This window comes from Allobosea sp. P2_A10 (assembly GCF_056405115.1).
Genome location: NZ_JBFUCS010000001.1, coordinates 152182 through 167801, shown reverse-complemented (window position 1 = coordinate 167801; position 15620 = coordinate 152182). Strand labels below are relative to the sequence as shown.

At 66.1% G+C, this 15620-nt stretch carries 17 protein-coding genes and 2 tRNA genes; 14 read left to right on the top strand and 5 right to left on the bottom strand.

The genetic code is table 11. From position 1 onward, the window contains the following. Nucleotides 1-10 precede the first annotated feature (10 nt). Nucleotides 11-781 (bottom strand): trans-aconitate 2-methyltransferase, encoded by a 771-nt coding sequence (tam, locus tag AC1DZY_RS00900; RefSeq protein ID WP_476818170.1) that lies wholly within the window; start codon nucleotides 779-781, stop codon nucleotides 11-13. A gap of 276 nt (nucleotides 782-1057) precedes the next feature. On the opposite strand from tam, the gene AC1DZY_RS00895 reads away from it, so the two are divergent. Both AC1DZY_RS00895 and AC1DZY_RS00890 read left to right on the top strand, forming a co-directional pair. Further along, nucleotides 1058-1759, top strand: a complete 702-nt coding sequence (locus tag AC1DZY_RS00895) for a phosphatidylserine decarboxylase (protein ID WP_476818169.1) — start codon at nucleotides 1058-1060, stop codon at nucleotides 1757-1759. Nucleotides 1760-1896: 137 nt separating this feature from the next. After that, nucleotides 1897-2751 carry a CDP-alcohol phosphatidyltransferase family protein gene (locus AC1DZY_RS00890; RefSeq protein ID WP_476818168.1) on the top strand — a complete coding sequence of 285 codons (855 nt, stop codon included), beginning with the start codon at nucleotides 1897-1899 and terminating at the stop codon, nucleotides 2749-2751. 163 nt (nucleotides 2752-2914) lie between these two features. Here AC1DZY_RS00890 and AC1DZY_RS00885 read toward each other — a convergent pair whose 3' ends face one another. Then, complete coding sequence (locus tag AC1DZY_RS00885; protein WP_476818167.1) at nucleotides 2915-3304, bottom strand: hypothetical protein; 390 nt, start codon at nucleotides 3302-3304, stop codon at nucleotides 2915-2917. A 333-nt stretch (nucleotides 3305-3637) separates the two neighbouring features. On the opposite strand from AC1DZY_RS00885, the gene AC1DZY_RS00880 reads away from it, so the two are divergent. The 3 genes from AC1DZY_RS00880 (at nucleotide 3638) to AC1DZY_RS00870 (ending at nucleotide 6468) form a co-directional block, all read left to right on the top strand. Then, nucleotides 3638-4246, top strand: a complete 609-nt coding sequence (locus AC1DZY_RS00880) for a Maf-like protein (protein WP_476818166.1) — start codon at nucleotides 3638-3640, stop codon at nucleotides 4244-4246. Between the two features lie 288 nt (nucleotides 4247-4534). After that, on the top strand, nucleotides 4535-4957 hold the full coding sequence (locus AC1DZY_RS00875; RefSeq protein ID WP_476818165.1) for a tripartite tricarboxylate transporter TctB family protein: 423 nt from the start codon (nucleotides 4535-4537) through the stop codon (nucleotides 4955-4957). Next, the gene (locus AC1DZY_RS00870; protein WP_476818164.1) at nucleotides 4957-6468 is read left to right on the top strand and encodes a tripartite tricarboxylate transporter permease; all 1512 of its coding nucleotides are present in this window, start codon (nucleotides 4957-4959) and stop codon (nucleotides 6466-6468) included. The genes AC1DZY_RS00875 and AC1DZY_RS00870 overlap by 1 nt, the downstream gene beginning before the upstream one ends. A gap of 119 nt (nucleotides 6469-6587) precedes the next feature. On the opposite strand, the gene AC1DZY_RS00865 is transcribed toward AC1DZY_RS00870, so the two are convergent. Beyond that, nucleotides 6588-8678, bottom strand: a complete 2091-nt coding sequence (locus AC1DZY_RS00865; protein WP_476818163.1) for a spermidine synthase — start codon at nucleotides 8676-8678, stop codon at nucleotides 6588-6590. A gap of 182 nt (nucleotides 8679-8860) precedes the next feature. Here AC1DZY_RS00865 and AC1DZY_RS00860 point away from each other — a divergent pair, with 182 nt between their 5' ends. The 5 genes from AC1DZY_RS00860 (at nucleotide 8861) to AC1DZY_RS00840 (ending at nucleotide 12260) form a co-directional block, all read left to right on the top strand. Further along, nucleotides 8861-10090 (top strand): amidohydrolase, encoded by a 1230-nt coding sequence (locus tag AC1DZY_RS00860; RefSeq protein WP_476818162.1) that lies wholly within the window; start codon nucleotides 8861-8863, stop codon nucleotides 10088-10090. 64 nt (nucleotides 10091-10154) lie between these two features. Beyond that, nucleotides 10155-10976, top strand: coding sequence for an SDR family NAD(P)-dependent oxidoreductase (locus AC1DZY_RS00855; protein ID WP_476818161.1), 822 nt, complete (start codon nucleotides 10155-10157; stop codon nucleotides 10974-10976). After that, nucleotides 10969-11193: a DNA gyrase inhibitor YacG gene (yacG, locus tag AC1DZY_RS00850; protein WP_476818160.1), complete on the top strand. Its 225-nt coding sequence runs from the start codon at nucleotides 10969-10971 to the stop codon at nucleotides 11191-11193. The genes AC1DZY_RS00855 and yacG overlap by 8 nt, the downstream gene beginning before the upstream one ends. Then, entirely contained in the window at nucleotides 11190-12092 is a 903-nt protein-coding gene (locus AC1DZY_RS00845; protein WP_476818159.1) for a DMT family transporter, read from the top strand. The genes yacG and AC1DZY_RS00845 overlap by 4 nt, the downstream gene beginning before the upstream one ends. A 92-nt stretch (nucleotides 12093-12184) precedes the next feature. Beyond that, a tRNA-Phe gene (locus AC1DZY_RS00840) sits at nucleotides 12185-12260 on the top strand. 102 nt (nucleotides 12261-12362) lie between these two features. On the opposite strand, the gene AC1DZY_RS00835 is transcribed toward AC1DZY_RS00840, so the two are convergent. Together AC1DZY_RS00835 and AC1DZY_RS00830 are read right to left on the bottom strand one after the other, a co-directional pair. Beyond that, nucleotides 12363-12647 (bottom strand): hypothetical protein, encoded by a 285-nt coding sequence (locus AC1DZY_RS00835; RefSeq protein ID WP_476818158.1) that lies wholly within the window; start codon nucleotides 12645-12647, stop codon nucleotides 12363-12365. 52 nt (nucleotides 12648-12699) lie between these two features. Further along, a complete protein-coding gene (locus AC1DZY_RS00830) occupies nucleotides 12700-12984 on the bottom strand; it encodes a BrnA antitoxin family protein (protein WP_476818157.1) in 285 nt (94 codons plus the stop codon). A gap of 212 nt (nucleotides 12985-13196) precedes the next feature. Between AC1DZY_RS00830 and AC1DZY_RS00825 the strand changes: the two genes are divergently transcribed. The 4 genes from AC1DZY_RS00825 to AC1DZY_RS00810 all read left to right on the top strand — a co-directional run bounded on the left by AC1DZY_RS00825 (nucleotide 13197) and on the right by AC1DZY_RS00810 (nucleotide 15601). Continuing rightward, nucleotides 13197-13287 (top strand) — tRNA-Ser (locus AC1DZY_RS00825). A gap of 149 nt (nucleotides 13288-13436) precedes the next feature. Beyond that, nucleotides 13437-14690 (top strand): tyrosine-type recombinase/integrase, encoded by a 1254-nt coding sequence (locus tag AC1DZY_RS00820; RefSeq protein ID WP_476818156.1) that lies wholly within the window; start codon nucleotides 13437-13439, stop codon nucleotides 14688-14690. Continuing rightward, entirely contained in the window at nucleotides 14687-15205 is a 519-nt protein-coding gene (locus AC1DZY_RS00815; RefSeq protein ID WP_476818155.1) for a hypothetical protein, read from the top strand. Before AC1DZY_RS00820 ends, AC1DZY_RS00815 begins: the two co-directional genes overlap by 4 nt. A gap of 78 nt (nucleotides 15206-15283) precedes the next feature. Further along, entirely contained in the window at nucleotides 15284-15601 is a 318-nt protein-coding gene (locus tag AC1DZY_RS00810) for a helix-turn-helix domain-containing protein (RefSeq protein WP_476818154.1), read from the top strand. The last annotated feature ends 19 nt before the right edge of the window (nucleotides 15602-15620 follow it).

Genomic DNA, 15620 nt, shown 5'->3' with positions numbered 1-15620 from the left:
TGCGGCGGACCTATCGCGTCGCGACGAAGAACAGCCTCGGGAATGGCAACAGCACGCTGCGATCGGGCTGGGCCGGATAGGCTTTCGCGACGGCGGACGTATAGCGCTCGAGATATCCGGCGCGATCGGCCTCGTCGAGCGGGTCGATGAAGGGGCGCAGGCCCGTGCCTTTGAACCATTCGACGATGGCCGGAGCCCCGTCCGCCAGCGGATGGTGATAGATCGAGCGCCAGATATCGACGGTCGCACCGGCTTCGCGCAGCACGCGATAATACCAGTCGACGCTGCGGCGCGGCTCGCGGGCCTTCGCGGCCCCTGCCAGCGTTGCGGCCCACGGGCCCTGCGCCGCCGTCTCGCGCATCAGGACATGGGCGGGCTCGTCGAGATTGTCGGGCATCTGCACGGCGAGGCTGCCGCCACCGGCGAGCCGGTCGAGGAGCGCCGGCAGCAGGGCGGCGTGATCGGGCACCCATTGCAGGGCGGCATTGGCGAGGATGACGTCGAAGCGCTCGCGGCTCGCCCAGCCTGCGATGTCGCCGACCTCGAAGGCGATCTCGGGCAGGCGCTTGCGGGCGGCGTCGATCATGTTTTGCGAGGAATCCATGCCCGTGACGCGAGCGTGGGGAAAGCGCGCCTGGAGCAACTCTGTCGAGTTGCCGGGGCCGCAGCCGATATCGGCGGCCGTTTTAGGATCGGGCGTCGCGATATGGGCGAGCAGATCGTGGACCGGGCGGTTCCGCTCGTTCTCGAACTTGGTGTACTGCGTGGGCGACCAGCTCATCGAACTCTCCTCGCCGCCAGTCCCGGCGCCTCTGCATCGGTTGCGGCGAAGGCGATCTATCCCTGCGGCATGGGGCTTTTCCAGTCCTGATGACGCAGCCCTGCCCTGCCAGGGTAGCGAAACCCTTTGCGGGCGCCGGAGCGGCAAGGGCTTGCCTCTTCCCCCGGCGCGCCGAACCTCCTAAAGCAGCCGCCATGGCTTGCGGCCACACCCTCGCCGCATAGCGACGTCACATCCGCGCCTGCCCGCGCCAGCAAGATCAACGGAAGCCCCTTCATGTCGCTCGTCGATTCCGTCCGCAAGGTGATCGTGCCCATCCACAAGGAGGGCTATGTCTTCATCGCCATCGCGCTCGTCGCCTCGCTGGTGCTCGGGCATCTGTGGACGCCGTTCGGCTGGATCGGCGCGATCATCACGCTGTGGGTCTGCTATTTCTTCCGCGATCCCGTCAGGATCACGCCGCAGCGCGAGGGGCTGGTGATCTCCCCGGCCGATGGCCGCGTCAGCCAGGTCGCCACCGCCCTGCCCCCGCCGGAACTGAACCTGCCGCCCGAGCCGATGATGCGGATCTCGATCTTCATGAACGTGTTCGACTGCCATGTGAACCGCGCGCCCGTGCCCGGCCGCATCGTCAAGATGGCCTATACGCCGGGCCTGTTCCTCAACGCCGAACTCGACAAGGCGAGCGACGACAACGAGCGCAACGCGCTGGCGATCGAGACGCCCGGCGGCATCGTCGGCGTCGTCCAGATCGCCGGCCTGATCGCGCGCCGGATCGTGCCCTTCGTCAAGGAGGGCGAGGTGCTCGCCACCGGCGAGCGCTTCGGCCTGATCCGCTTCGGCTCGCGCGTCGATGTCTATCTGCCGACCTCGGTGATCCCGCTCGTCGGCGAAGGCCAGACCGCGATCGCCGGCGAAACCGTGCTGGCGGATTTTGCCGGGACGGAGCTGGCGCAGCGGGCGTATCGCGGGATTTGAGATAGCCGGATGTCATTCTCGGGCGAAGCGAAGCGCAGACCCTAGAATCCCTTGCCGGAGATGCTCGGGTCAAGCCCGAGCATGACGTGCTGCCCTCCGCCTAGCCTCCTGCCGCAAAACCGCGTATCCCGGCTTGCATGAGCGATCTTTTCCCACCCTTCGAGCCCGAGCGCGTCGAATCGAAGCGCCAGCGCTTCAAGCCGATCCCGTTTCGCCTGCTGGCGCCCAATCTCGTGACGCTGCTGGCGCTGTGCCTGGGCCTCACCGCGATGCGCCTCGTGGTCGAGGGCAAGCTCGAGACGGCCACGATCTGCATCCTGATCGCGGCCGCGCTCGACGGCGTCGACGGGCGGCTGGCGCGGATGCTGAAGGGCACCTCGCGCTTCGGGGCCGAGCTCGATTCGCTCTCCGATTTCGTCAATTTCGGCGTCGCCACCGGCTATGTGCTGTGGATCTTCGTGCTGCACGACCTGAAATCGTTCGGCTGGATCATCGTGCTGACGCTGGCCTGCGCGATGGCGCTCAGGCTCGCGCGCTTCAACGTCATGATCGACGATCCCAACCGGCCCGACTGGCAGAAGAACTTCTTCGTCGGCATGCCCGCGCCGGCGGGCGCGATCACCGCGATGCTGCCGCTCTATCTGCAGTTCATCGGGCTGCCGGTCGCCGAGTACGGCGCGCCGTTCGTGGGCATCTATATCCTGTTCATCGCTTTCCTGACGATCTCGCGCATCCCCTGCTATGCCGGCAAGACGCTGGGCACGCGGGTGCCGCGCGACAAGGTGCTGCCGATCTTCGCCGCCGTCGTGGTCGTCGCGGGGCTGCTCTTCGCCTACCCGTTCGAGATGCTGGCGTTGGTCGTGGTGACCTATCTGGCGCTGATCCCGCTCAGCGCGGCGCGCTACCGCAAGCTCGAACGCGAGCATGACGCGGCGCTGGCCGGACCAGCGGTGGTCGTGGTCGAGGCGGAAAAGCCGGCGAACCCGGCTTAATATCGCGACAATCGCGCAACGTCATTCCGGGCGCAGCGAAGCGCAGGCCCGGAATCCGTCATGGAGCGCTGTCGCTCTCTGCGACAGATTCCGGATCGGCGCCGCTGGCGCGGCTTGTCTGGAATGACGGCCTATTTCAATTCGCGTTCAAAAAGGAATTCGCTCAGCCCTTGCGGCTACGCCCGGTCAGCCGGGCCGCATTGGCCCTGGTGCGCTTGGAGAACGGCTCCAGCGTGCTGTTTGCGACCTTGGCCGCGGCCTCCGAGAGATCGACGCGGGCGAGCGGGTTGAGCGCCATGCCCCACCAGAACATCGCCGCCGCCTGACCTGCGGCAAAACCGCTTTCCATGACGGCAGACATCTTCTCGCTGACGGCCTTGGCCGCCTCGCGCTGGCCGCCGCTGTCGCCGAGCGCGCCCTTCATCAGCATGGGCATCCGCATCGCGATGGTCAGGCCGGCATCGGCCTGCATCGTCAGCATCCGGGTCGCCAAGGCCTGCGCCTCGACGCCCGCCCCGGTGACGGAGCGAAGAGCCTTGCTCGATATCGCCATGCGCGTGGTCGCTCCGATGGTAGGGACAGGGTCGCGCTCAAGCGCAATCCTGCATGGCGGCCGCAACGCCTGCCAGCTGAATGTGAGCCTTCACGGGGCGTTGTGCAATGCGATATGCCGCATAAGCACGACAAATTTTATGCACATGGCGAATGACGCCCAAGGAATCGTCGCCCCCCCCTGCATTCCTTGCATGACGAAAGCCGAGGATTTATCCGCTGCGAAAAATGCTCTAGAGCGTTGTCTCTCCAGCGCGTCCTTAGCGCGCCGAACACCCGCCGAGCGCCCCCTTTGAGTTTCTTCTCCTCACCCAAACATCCGGGCTGGCGGCCCATGCTGGTGCTGGCCTCGGCCTCGCCGCGCCGGCTGGCGCTGCTGGAGCAGGCCGGCCTCAGGCCCGACGCGATGCTGCCGGCTGACCTCGACGAGACGCCGCTCAAGGGCGAGCGCCCGCGCGATCTGTCGCGTCGCCTCGCCCGCGAGAAGGCGGAAGCGGCGCGCGCCGGCGCAAAGTCCCGGCCCGATCTCGAAGGCTGCTACATCGTCGCAGCCGACACGGTGGTCGCGGTTGGCCGGCGCATCCTGCCCAAGGCCGAGATCGTCGACGAGGCCGCCGCCTGCCTGCGACTGCTGTCTGGCCGTGCGCACAGGGTCTATACCTCGGTGGCGGTGGTGACGCCCTCGGGCACGATCCGCGACCGCATCGTGGAGACGCGGCTGCGCTTCAAGCGGCTCTCCAGCGAAGACCTCGAAATGTATCTCGCCTCGGGCGAATGGCGCGGCAAGGCCGGCGGCTACGCCATCCAGGGCATCGCCGGTTCCTTCGTGGTCAAGCTCGTCGGCTCCTACACCGGCGTCGTCGGCCTGCCGCTCTACGAAACGGTCAACCTGCTCGGCGGCGAAGGCTTCCCGATCCGCTTCGGCTGGATGAATGTGGGTTGAGCGGCGGAAACCTCGGTTTCAACACCTCGCCCAGCAACTCCATGCCGATGACGCCGGGGCAGCGTTCCCGTGGGTTATTTCTTCTGCCGTGACAGTCTGAAAGCAGCGCTGGTCCGCATGGATCAATCGCGCTGACGGCGTCGATCGGGACGGGGCGGTCGCCTGCGCCCACACGCCGAAAATCGCTTGTGCGAATTGCTGTTGAGCACCACCGCGTCCGCTTGACGTCAATGACGAATAAATAAACAGTTAAATAAAATAATAGACGATTGATAAAGGGGCGCGGGCGTGACCAATCAGAATTCAGCGCGCGGCGTCGTGCTGGCGGCGCTTGGGCTTTTTTTCGCGGGCAATGCGCTGCGTTATCCGATCGGCAATTTGTCGCATGCCGGCCCCGGCCTCTTCCCGCTCCTGGTGAGCACGCCTCTCCTAGTCATTGCGTTCCTGATGATCGTGCAGTCGCGCTTCGTCGCCCCCGTGCCGATGAGCTTCAACGCCCGCAATATCGCGCTGATCATGCTCGCTCTCACGAGTTTTGTGCTCGGGTCCAAATTCATCAACGGAGCCGTCGGCATCGTCGCGATGGTCTTCATCGCGGGCTTCGCGGCGACGACTTACTCCGTGGTGCGCAACATCAAGATCGCGCTCGGACTGATCGTCGTGGCCTATGCCTTCGAGCGGTTTCTCAGCCTCAATCTCAGGCTGTTCTGATGGAAATCCTGCACAATCTGGCCTTCGGCTTCGAGCATGCTCTGACGCCTGCGAACCTGCTCTATTGCGCCATCGGCTGCGTCGTCGGCACGCTGATCGGCCTGCTGCCGGGCCTGGGCCCATTGGCGACAATCAGCCTGCTCCTGCCACTGACCTATTCGATTCCCGCAGGCGGCGCTCTGATCATGCTCGCGGGCATCTATTACGGCGCCCAGTATGGCGACAGCGTCAGCGCCATCACCATGAAAATTCCCCATGCGAGCAGCATCGTGGCCTGCATCGATGGCTACCAGATGACGCTGAAGGGGCAGACCGGCCTGGCGCTCTTCACCGCTGGCGTCTCCAGCTTCATCGGCGGCACTGTGGCCATCGTCGTGCTGGCCTCCCTTGCCCCGACGCTCGGTCAGGTCGCACTGCTGTTCGGTCCCACGGACTACTGCGCATTGATGCTGTTCGGCTTCGTCTGCGTCAGCTTCATCACCACCGGCAGCCTGCTGAACGGGCTGGCGATGTGCCTTCTCGGCGTTCTGATGGGGCAAATCGGCACCGATCTGGAGACGGGGTTCGAGCGCTTCACCTTCGGCCTGCCCTCGTTGACCGACGGTGTCAGTCTCGTGAGTCTGGCTCTGGGCTGCTTCGGCATCGCCGAGATCACCAAGAACCTCGATTCGCGGGAGGAACGCACGCCGTTCAACGGCAAAATCCACCTGATGCCGACCTGGCCGGAGTTCAAACGGATCATCCCGAGTGCTCTACGTGGTAGCGTCGTTGGCTCCATCCTCGGCATTCTGCCCGGCGGTGGCCCGGTCATCGCGCAGTTTGCGGCCTATGGACTGGACAAGAAGGTCAGCAAGTACCGAGACGAGATCGGCTCCGGCGCGATCGAGGGGGTCGCAGGCCAGGCGGCGGCCGACGAAGCGGCCGCCCGCACCAGCTTCATCCCGCTGATGAGCATCGGCATTCCCGAGAACGCCGTCATGGCGCTGATGATGGCGGCCTTCATCATCAAGGGCGTCCAGCCCGGCCCGAACATGATCGCCAAGCATCCGGACCTGTTCTGGGGCCTTGTCGCCAGCATGTGGATAGGCAACTGCTTCCTGCTGATCCTGAACGTGCCGCTGGTGCGGTTCTGGCTGTCGGTCTTCAAGATTCCCTACAACGTGCTGTTTCCATCGATCCTGTTCTTCTGCTGTATCGGCACCTTCAGCGTGAACAACAGCCTCGACGATATCTTCACGACGGCAACGTTCGGTCTGGTCGGATACTGTCTGATGCGCCTGTCCCTGGACCCGGCCCCGCTCATGCTGGGTTTCATCCTCGGCCCGATGCTGGAGGAGTATTTCCGCCGCTCGATGATCATCAGCCGGGGCAGCTTCCTGGCGTTCTTCCAACATCCGATCAGCGCGACGCTGCTGAGCATCATCGCCCTGTTCTTCGTCTTTCAGATCGTCAGCGCGGTGCGCGCCAGGCGAAGCGCCACCGTCGAAGCACCTCACTCCGCACCCGGCTAAGCGCACCTGGGATAGAGAGAGGCTTTTCGGAGGGGCCGATACCAGAGCGTTTCCCGATCGGCGTCGGCTGGATGGATATGGGTTGACCGGAATTCGATCTGGCGCGACGACCGCTGCCGTCACCACGGGATGATGCTCATCAGGTTGCTGTTGCGATCGGTCCAGAGCAGCTTTGAATCCGAGCGGTCGCGCCATGGCGACAGAGCGGCCTTGACCTGCGGGGTCTCCCAGAAGGGCTTGTCGCGCGTGTAGAGCGCCCAGCTGATCGGGTCGTCGCATTCCTCGTCGCCCGCGGTCTCGACCCATCTCACATCGAGGCCGGACGCCGCCGCCAGCCCGCGATGGAGCGGGGCGATCTCGAAGGTGTCGAGCTCGAAATTGATGGCGAGGACGCCATCGGGTTCGAGATGGCTGAGATAGACGTCGAAGGCCTCCTTCGTCATCAGATGCATCGGCGGCGAGGCGCCCCTGAAGGCGTTCATTACTATGACGTCGTAGCGCTGCGACGCACCGCCCACCGCCTCCCGCTCCAGCACGAGGCGGCCGTCGCCATAGACGATCTCTGCCTTGCCCGGCGTGTCCTTCACGAAGGTGAAATGCCGGTCGACCAGCGCGCCGACGGCCGGGTTGAGCTCGTAATAGCGGATGAGGTCGCCCTTGCGGCCGTGGGCGGCAATCATGCCCGCGCCCAGGCCGACGATTCCGATCCTGATCGGTGCGGCGGGATCGACGCGACGTTTCGCGTTGAGAAAGATCGCATGGCCGACGCCGCTGCCGGCGGTGAAGGCGCAGGCGGGCTCGCGCCGGCGCGCCGGCGACACGAACTGCGAGCCCTGGTCGATCCCGGCCTGCTGCATGACGAGAGAGGATTCGCTGGGATCGTCATGGTTCTCGCGGACCACTTTGACGACGCCGTAGAAGTTGCGGATGCGCTCGACCACGTCGGCCGATACCGAGATCTCATGCGCGAGCTGCGCTGCCATCGCGGCCACGAAGACTGCGGCGCTTACGGCCAGCGCGAAGCCCGGCAAGCGCGGCAGCGGGCCAGAGCCGCCCCGCGCGCTCAGATAGATGGCGATCATGGCGACGATGACGATGGCGACGGGCTGTTCCCAATAATCGTTCAGCAGCATGGGGGCGAGCAGCGCAACGACGAGCCCCCCGAATGCGCCGCCAACCGCACTGGCGAGATAGAAGCTCGGCAGACGCGCCGGTTCGGGCTGGATCGCGACCATTTCGGCATGGCAGATCATGCACCCGGCAAACAGCACCGCGCATTGCAGGGTGATGCCGAGCAGCAGCGTCGTCGCGTTTTCGGGCGCCGGCAGCGCGTATGACAGAGCCGAGAGGAGCAGGAAGGCGACGGTGAAGGGCACGCGGCGATAAAGCCGCTGGTTGCCGAAGGCGATCACGAAACTCAGCAGATAGAGGCTGAGCGGCGCGATCCAGAGGAAGGGCACAACCGCCGACCATTGCGTGATCTGGTTCGTGGTCGCCAGCAGCAGCACCGAGCCGAGCCCCGAATAGAGGAGCCAGAGCGAGCCGGGGCCGCCCTTGCGCTCGCCCGATGCCGGAGCCTCAGCCCCCGCGACGTCCGCCCGTGTTGCCTGCGGACGCCAGACGAGAACGGCACAGAGACCAAACAGGGCGGCATAAGCAAGAAAGGCGACCGACCAGAGCCGCGTCTGCTCGAGGCTCGACATATAGCGCTCGAAGACGAAGGGATAGCTCAGCAGACCGAGAAACGAGCCGAAATTGGAGACGGCGAACAGGCGCGAGACGTTGATGGCGGGGTCGACCTGCGTCAGCCAGCGCTGCAGCAGCGGCGAGGTCGTGGCGAGAACGAGATAGGGCCCGCCGACGCTGATCGCGAGCAGCGCGATGATCCGCCAGGTCGGGTCTCCGGCCTCGACCGGCTTCCAGGCGTCCGACGGCGTGATCGGAAGCAGGATCAGCACGAGCGCCAGCAGGATGACCTGCAGGACGGCCTGGAGGCGCATCGGCAGCGGCCGGGTCACGGCGTAGGCATAGGCGTAGCCCCCGAGCAGCGCGAACTGGAAGAACAGCATGCAGACGATCCATGTCGTCGCGCTGCCGCCGAACCAGGGCAGGATGTATTTCGCCATGACCGGCTGCACCTGAAAGAGCAGGAAGCCGGCAAGCCCCATGGTTGCGGCGAAAAGCACCGTCGTCCGCCGTCTAGAAGCCATGCTGACGATCCTGGATTTTCACTGTCGGAGGGGCGGTGCGAAGGGCGTGCCAGAGCTTGACGGATCGCTTCGCGTCCGTCGATCCTCGTGACGAGGCCTGCGCCGATCGCAGGATACGGAATGCGACGACAGGCCGGCGCGCCATGAACGCCGAATCCCGCCCGGCGCGAACGGAGCCCGCCATGACACCCGATCTCCCGCTGGCCGGTCCCGACCTTGAACGCATCGTCGCGATCAGGCGCGATCTGCATGCGCATCCCGAATTGTCGCTGCGGGAGGAGCGCACCGCCGGCGTCGTCGCCGCCTATCTGCGCGACTGCGGGCTTGAGGTGACCGAGCGCGTCGGCGGCTGGGGCGTCGTCGGGACCCTGCGCGGCCGCGCCTCGAACCGCGCCATCGCCTTCCGCGCCGACATGGATGCACTGGCGATCGCGGAGGGCACCGGCCTGCCCCATGCCTCGCGCCATGCCGGTGTCATGCATGCCTGCGGGCATGACGGCCACACGGCGATGCTGCTGGGCGCCGCGCGCGCGCTGGCGGGCCGAAGCGACGTTCCGCAGGACATCCACTTCATCTTCCAGCCGGCCGAGGAGCAGCATGGCGGCGCGCGGCGCATGATCGAGGATGGCCTGTTCGCGCGCTTCCCCTGCGAGGCGATCTATGGCCTCCACATCGAATCCGGCATGGCTCTCGGCCGGTTCTCGACCTGCAGCGGGCCGATGATGGCGGCGGCCGGCATGTTTCGCATCGTCATGCGCGGGGCCGGCGGCCATGGCGGGGCCGAACCCCACATGGCCGCGGACCTCACCATGGCTCAGGCGGAATTCGTGATCGGGCTGCAAGCGGTGGTGCGCCGGGGCCTGCCGCCGACGCAGGCGATCGTCCTCACCATCGGCCATGTCGGCGGCGGCAGCCCCGATGCGCCCAATGTGATGCCGAGCGAGATGCATCTGGCCGGCACCGCACGCTGCTTCGACATGGCGACCTGCACCCTGCTGACGCAGCGGCTGGAGGCGTTCGGGCAGCACATCGCCGCGCTGCATGGCTGCGAGGTCGAGGTCGCGCTCGACTGGGAGGCGAGACCGCTGGTCAACCCGGCCGATCAGACCGAGATCATCGTGGCGGCGGCGCGGCAGATCGTCGGCACGGCCGGGGTCGAGACGAATTTCCCGGTCACGATGGGAGCGGAGGATTTCGCCGACATGATGCTGGAGAAGCCCGGCGCCTTCATGTTCATGGGCAATGGCGGCGAGGTGGCGGCGACGCGCGCACCGCTCCACACGCCGCTGTTCGACTTCAACGACGCGGCGATCCCCTATGGCATCGCCTACTGGGTCGCGCTGGCCGGAATCGCCGGCAGCCCAGGCGACGTGGCCTGCGTGTCGCCGGCGCACTTGCAGACGGCCCGATAACCCCCGATCCTGTCCCAACGAAACGCGCCGGCCTCAAAAAGGCGCGCCAGCAGGAGGACTACGCATGCCGGGACGACTCAGGGGCAAGGTCGCGATCGTTGCCGGCGCGGGCTCGGTCGGGCCGGGCTGGGGCAACGGCAAGGCGACCGCCACGGTCTTCGCCCGCGAAGGCGCGAAGGTGATCTGCGCCGACATCAACCGCGACGCGGCCGAGGAAACCGCCGCCATCATCCAGAACGAGGGCGGACAGGCCTTCGCCGTCGAGACCGACGTCACCAACAACGACGCCGTCGCCGATCTCGTCGGGCGCACGCTTGGCCGCTATGGCCGCATCGACATCCTCGACAACAATGTCGGTCTCGCCGAGATCGGCAGCGTGCTCGACCTGTCCGAGGAGGCCTGGGAGCGCGCCTTCCGGGTCAATCTCTCGGGCGCGGTGCTGGCGATGAAGCACGTCATCCCGGTGATGCAGCGCCAGTTCGCCGAGACCGGCGCGGGCGGCTCGATCATCAACATCTCCTCGACGATCTCGCTGCGCCATTCCGGCGTGCCCTATGCCAGCCTGTCGGCGACCAAGGCGGCACTGAACCAGCTTACCCGCAACACCGCCGTCGAATTCGCAGGCCAGAACATCCGGGTGAACGCTGTCCTGCCCGGTCTGATCAAGACGCCGCGCGTCGCCCTGTCGGGCGGGCTCGCCGCGCTCTATGGCGATGGTGGCGTCGAGGCGATGTGGACCGCCCGCGACGCGCAGGTGCCGATGGGCCATATGGGCGAGGCCTGGGACGTCGCCTACGCCGCGCTGTTTCTCGCCAGCGACGAAGCGCGCTATGTCACCGGCCTCGAACTCGTCGTCGACGGAGGCATCACGCTCAAATATGGCTGACAATGAGAACCTGACGCCCGATCTGGCCGCAGCCGCGACCGGCAAGCCCTGCGCGATCTGCGGCAAGCCCGCTTTGCTGCGCTACAAGCCGTTCTGCTGCGCCCGCTGCGCCGACATCGATCTCGGGCGCTGGCTCAAGGGCTCCTATGTCATTCCAGGCGCGGCCATCGACGAGGCCGAGAGCGGCAAGCCTGGCATGGAGCACGACGAGGATTGACGGATTCCAGCCGCAAGGCCCCTCCCCCCTACGCCGGCCTGCCTGGGGTCGCGGCGCTGACCTTACTGGCGATGATCGCGTTTGCCGCCAATTCGATCCTGACCCGGCTCGCACTGGCGGCCGGCGAGATCAATGCGGCAGGCTTCACCGGCGTGCGGCTGCTTTCGGGCGCGGTCGTGCTGTTTGCACTGGCCCTGCTGCGCGACCAGCGCTTCCGGCCCGCCAGCGGCGACATTGGCGGGAGCTGGCGCATGGCGGCGGCGCTGTTTGGCTATGCGGCGGCGTTCTCCTTCGCCTATCTCAGGCTGGGCGCCGGTATGGGCGCGCTGATCCTGTTCAGCGCCGTGCAGATCGGCATGCTCGGCTGGGCGCTGATCAAGGGCGAGCGCCACGGCCCGCTCGAATGGCTTGGCCTCGTGCTGGCGCTGGGCGGCTTCGCCTATCTGACCTCGCCCGGTCTCGTTGCGCCCGACGCCATCGGTGCCGGCCTGATGGTGGTCGCCGGGCTGTGCTGGGCAGCCTATTCGCTGATCGGCCGGGGCTCGTCGGCGCCGCTCGTCGATACCGCCGGCAATTTCATCCGCTGCGCGCCCATCGCACTGGCTTTCGCCGTCGCGGGACTCTGGTCGCAGAAGGCGTCCACGCTCGGGCTTGGCTGCGCCGTGCTTTCGGGCGCGCTCGCCTCGGGGCTTGGCTATGCGATCTGGTATGCCGCCCTGCCGCTCTTGTCGCGGGCGCGCGCGGCGATCGTGCAGCTGACGGTTCCCACGATCGCCGCGCTGGGCGGTGTCGTCTTCATCGGCGAGGCGCTGACGCCGCGGCTGGTCGTGGCCTCCGCCGTCATTCTGGGCGGCGTCGCGCTGACGATCCTCGCCGCCGACCGGCGCAGGCGCGCATAGCGGGCGCGGCCTTGCGCAAACCGACTGGACAGCCCCCGCTGCTGCCTCTATATCGCCTCCACCAACCGCAAGCGCCCGCGCTTCGCAAGGATGCCCAGATAGCTCAGTTGGTAGAGCATGCGACTGAAAATCGCAGTGTCGCTGGTTCGATTCCAGCTCTGGGCACCACTTTTCTCGCACTCCACATGTTTTCAGCTGCATCCGAGAACCGAGCGGCTAAATTGCCGATCCCAGAGCCGGATTGGGCGTGCCAAAGCAAGCGGCCGGCGCTCATGACAGCCGGCGGTCCCGGATATCCATGATGCGCTCGCAGATGGCGAGATGCTCGATCAGCAGGTGCTGCAGCGGGCCGATCGGCCGGAAGGCCCGCATGTCCTGATCGTCTTCGCCGTCCTGCTGCCAGGCCTCGATCGCCTCGTCGGCGGCGTGCATATCGGCCTCGGAGGGCGATTCGCGCTCCGGCTGACCGGTTTCCAGAGCGATGCGAAGCGCGATCTCCCTGCGCAGCGCCTGCTCGCGCTCGAGCAGCGGCTCGAGTTCATCGGTGTATCTCATCGACCACTCATGGCACGGAGTTGCGGAGCCTGCACGCAGCGCCGCTGCCGCGTCAGCCGTCGTTCGACGAGTTGAGTTCGCCCGGCGCCAAACCTTCATCGGCCGGCACGCCGGCGGCCTGCCGCAGCGCCTCGTTGATGCGATCCTGCCAGCCGGGCCCGCCGCTCTGGAAATATTCGAGCACCGCGCTGTCGATCCGCAGCGAGACCGTCTCCTTGGCGCCGGGGATCACGGTGCGCCTTTCGCTTGGCGCGGCCGGCTTCGGCGCGGCCGGCTTGAACAGGGCCTGGGCGTTCTTCCAGGGATCGACCGGTCGGCGGGGTCTGTCGGAACTCATCTGGGATGTCCTCATGGGCTCGTTGCATCGGCTCAAGGCCGCGGCAACCTGCGCCTATTCTCTGCGCGAGCCACATGTACGTCCAGCGACGCAAAGCGACAACGCGCCGGCGGGATGGTTTGCGGTCCTGGGAGAGATTTCCCGGAAGATTGCGCGCCGCGTCCGCTTACGGCTTGTCAAAGCGCGCGACGATCGGGCATAGAGCTTCCAACGGAGACGTGGCCGAGAGGCTGAAGGCACTCGTTTGCTAAATGAGCATACCCCAAAAGGGTATCGAGGGTTCGAATCCCTCCGTCTCCGCCACCTACCCCTTTTCTCAGCATCGCGTAGCCCCGCCAAGTGCCGCGAAAGCCCCATGAAATAAGGGCTTTTACGTCGCTCAGCTATTTCGCGCTTCGGCGTCCTTCGCTATGATCCGGCTTCATTGTTGGGGGCGATGTTGGGGTCGGATCATGGCGAGCGGACGGCGGACACTCCACAAACTCAGCGCAAAAGCGGTCGCTTCCGCGACGATCCCGGGCAAGTTCGGCGATGGCGGCGGCCTCTGGCTGATCGTGTCGCCGACAGGCGCAAAGCGCTGGGCCATGATTTTTCGTTCTCAGGGCAGATTGCGCGAGATGGGCGCGGGCGCTTATCCGGCCGTCTCGCTCGCGGCTGCACGCAAGATTGCCGAGGAGGCGAGGGGGCTCCTCGCTGTTGGGGTCGATCCGATCACGGCACGGAATGACGATCGCGCGGGCAAGGTGATCGAGGCCGCCAAGGCCGAAACGTTCGGCGCTTTCGCGGACCGCTTTTTGGTTCAGGCGACGGCCGGGCTTCGGAACGCCAAGCATGCGGCCCAATGGAAATCGACGCTCGCGACCTATGCGGCACCCCTTCGGTGCAAGCCGATCAACTCGATCCGCCCGGTGGACGTTGTCGCGTGCGTCGGGCCGATCTGGCTGACCAAGGCCGAGACGGGGATGCGTGTTCGGCAGCGCCTCGAAAAGGTGTTCTCGGCGGCCATCGCCGCCGGGAGCTTCGACGGCCTCAATCCCGCTCGCCTGAAAGACAACCTTGAAAACCTCCTGCCGAAGCGTTCTGGACCGAAGCGGGTCAGGCATCACGCCTCGATCCCGTTCGCCGACGTTCCTGCCTTCGTCGCCGACCTTCGCCAGCGGACCGCCATTGCGGCGATGGCGCTTGAACTCGTCATCCTGACGGCTTGCAGGAGCGGCGAAATCCGCCTCGCGACATGGGGCGAATACGATGCCGACGCGCGGCTCCTACGACTTCCTCCCGAGCGGACCAAGGGCGGGCGTGCGTTCGACATTCCGTTGACCGATCGCGGCATCGAGATCATCGAGCGGGCGCGGACGTTCTGCCGTTCAACGGAGCCGGGCGACTACATCTTTCAGGGCGAGCGCAAGGGCCGGCCTCTCAGCGTAATGGCGTTCGATATGCTGTTGAGGCGCATGGGCCGCGAGGAGACCACCCACGGCTTCCGAAGCTCCTTCCGTGATTGGGCGCACGAGAAGACCAGCTTTCGCCGCGAGATCATCGAGCAATGCTTGTCGCATATCGTCGGCGATGCGACCGAACGCGCGTATCTCCGGTCAACCGCGCTCGACGCGCGCCGCGAGATCGTCGCGGCATGGGGGGCGTTCATCGAGCCCCGCGCGGGCAACGTTTTGCCGCTGCCGATCAAGAAGGCAAAGGCGGGGTGATCGCGGAGATCACCTATAGGGGCGCTCCCGGTCGGGGTGCGCCTCGGAAAGCGCTGATCGCCAATCCCCGGCGATTTGCCGCCGCATTTGCTCACGCCCTCATAATGAGCGGGGTTAAATCTGAGCGGCAGGCGACACTATTCGCGGCCGTTGTTTTTGCGCCCGAAGGGACACTTGGCAGGGTCGAGGACTGTATTGTTGCAGGCAAGTGGGTTCCGGTCGCTGGCACGGATACCGGCCGGCAGCTTCCCCTAAAGCGCTTCAACGTGTCGGGAACGACCGGCCGCAAATCGATCAAGGTCGAGAGCGAGGCCCGCGCGATCCGTCGCGTCCTTGCCGAGATCGCGGCAACTCCGAATGCCGATGTTTGGCGAGATAAATGTGCTCGTTGGGTAATCCGCGCCATCGAAGCGAAAGACCAAACCGTCTTTGATTTCTGCGCCTTCAACCTGATCCGGCTCGGGTTCGACCGGGCGGCGATCGAACGTATCGCCGCCGCATTCTCTGCGCTCTGATTTATTGTCCCACCTGTAGCGAGCGGTTTTCTCCGAACGTCTCTGAAGCCCGACGACCGGGCTCTTCGGAGATGTCCAATGATCAACAACGCCAAGATTGCCCATGCGGGGCCGGCCGCTGCGACGTCGGCCCGCAAGGATGGCCGCCCGACCAAGGGCGATGCGATCCGCACGATGCTGCCGGCCTCGGCCAAGCGGAAGGCCGAGGCCGAGATCAGCGACGCTGCGCGGCAGGTCGCTGCGCGCTACCTGACCCGCGCCGAAACCTGCGAGGTCATCCGGTGCGGCGAAACCAAGCTCCATGAGCTTTTCAATTCCGGCGCTCTTCGCCCGGTCCGCATCGGCCGGCGCGTTCTCGTGCCGGTCGAGCAGGTCGAGGCCCTGCTCGCGGCGTAGCCTTCCCGCAGCCCCCAGC

Bases quoted from the DNA above. Each gene is read 5' to 3' on its own strand.
- tam (WP_476818170.1), bottom strand. From the start codon at position 781: ATGAGCTGGTCGCCCACGCAGTACACCAAGTTCGAGAACGAGCGGAAC.
- AC1DZY_RS00895 (WP_476818169.1), top strand. From the start codon at position 1,058: ATGTCGCTCGTCGATTCCGTCCGCAAGGTGATCGTGCCCATCCACAAG.
- AC1DZY_RS00890 (WP_476818168.1), top strand. From the start codon at position 1,897: ATGAGCGATCTTTTCCCACCCTTCGAGCCCGAGCGCGTCGAATCGAAG.
- AC1DZY_RS00885 (WP_476818167.1), bottom strand. From the start codon at position 3,304: ATGGCGATATCGAGCAAGGCTCTTCGCTCCGTCACCGGGGCGGGCGTC.
- AC1DZY_RS00880 (WP_476818166.1), top strand. From the start codon at position 3,638: ATGCTGGTGCTGGCCTCGGCCTCGCCGCGCCGGCTGGCGCTGCTGGAG.
- AC1DZY_RS00870 (WP_476818164.1), top strand. From the start codon at position 4,957: ATGGAAATCCTGCACAATCTGGCCTTCGGCTTCGAGCATGCTCTGACG.
- AC1DZY_RS00865 (WP_476818163.1), bottom strand. From the start codon at position 8,678: ATGGCTTCTAGACGGCGGACGACGGTGCTTTTCGCCGCAACCATGGGG.
- AC1DZY_RS00860 (WP_476818162.1), top strand. From the start codon at position 8,861: ATGACACCCGATCTCCCGCTGGCCGGTCCCGACCTTGAACGCATCGTC.
- AC1DZY_RS00855 (WP_476818161.1), top strand. From the start codon at position 10,155: ATGCCGGGACGACTCAGGGGCAAGGTCGCGATCGTTGCCGGCGCGGGC.
- yacG (WP_476818160.1), top strand. From the start codon at position 10,969: ATGGCTGACAATGAGAACCTGACGCCCGATCTGGCCGCAGCCGCGACC.
- AC1DZY_RS00835 (WP_476818158.1), bottom strand. From the start codon at position 12,647: ATGAGATACACCGATGAACTCGAGCCGCTGCTCGAGCGCGAGCAGGCG.
- AC1DZY_RS00830 (WP_476818157.1), bottom strand. From the start codon at position 12,984: ATGAGTTCCGACAGACCCCGCCGACCGGTCGATCCCTGGAAGAACGCC.
- AC1DZY_RS00820 (WP_476818156.1), top strand. From the start codon at position 13,437: ATGGCGAGCGGACGGCGGACACTCCACAAACTCAGCGCAAAAGCGGTC.
- AC1DZY_RS00810 (WP_476818154.1), top strand. From the start codon at position 15,284: ATGATCAACAACGCCAAGATTGCCCATGCGGGGCCGGCCGCTGCGACG.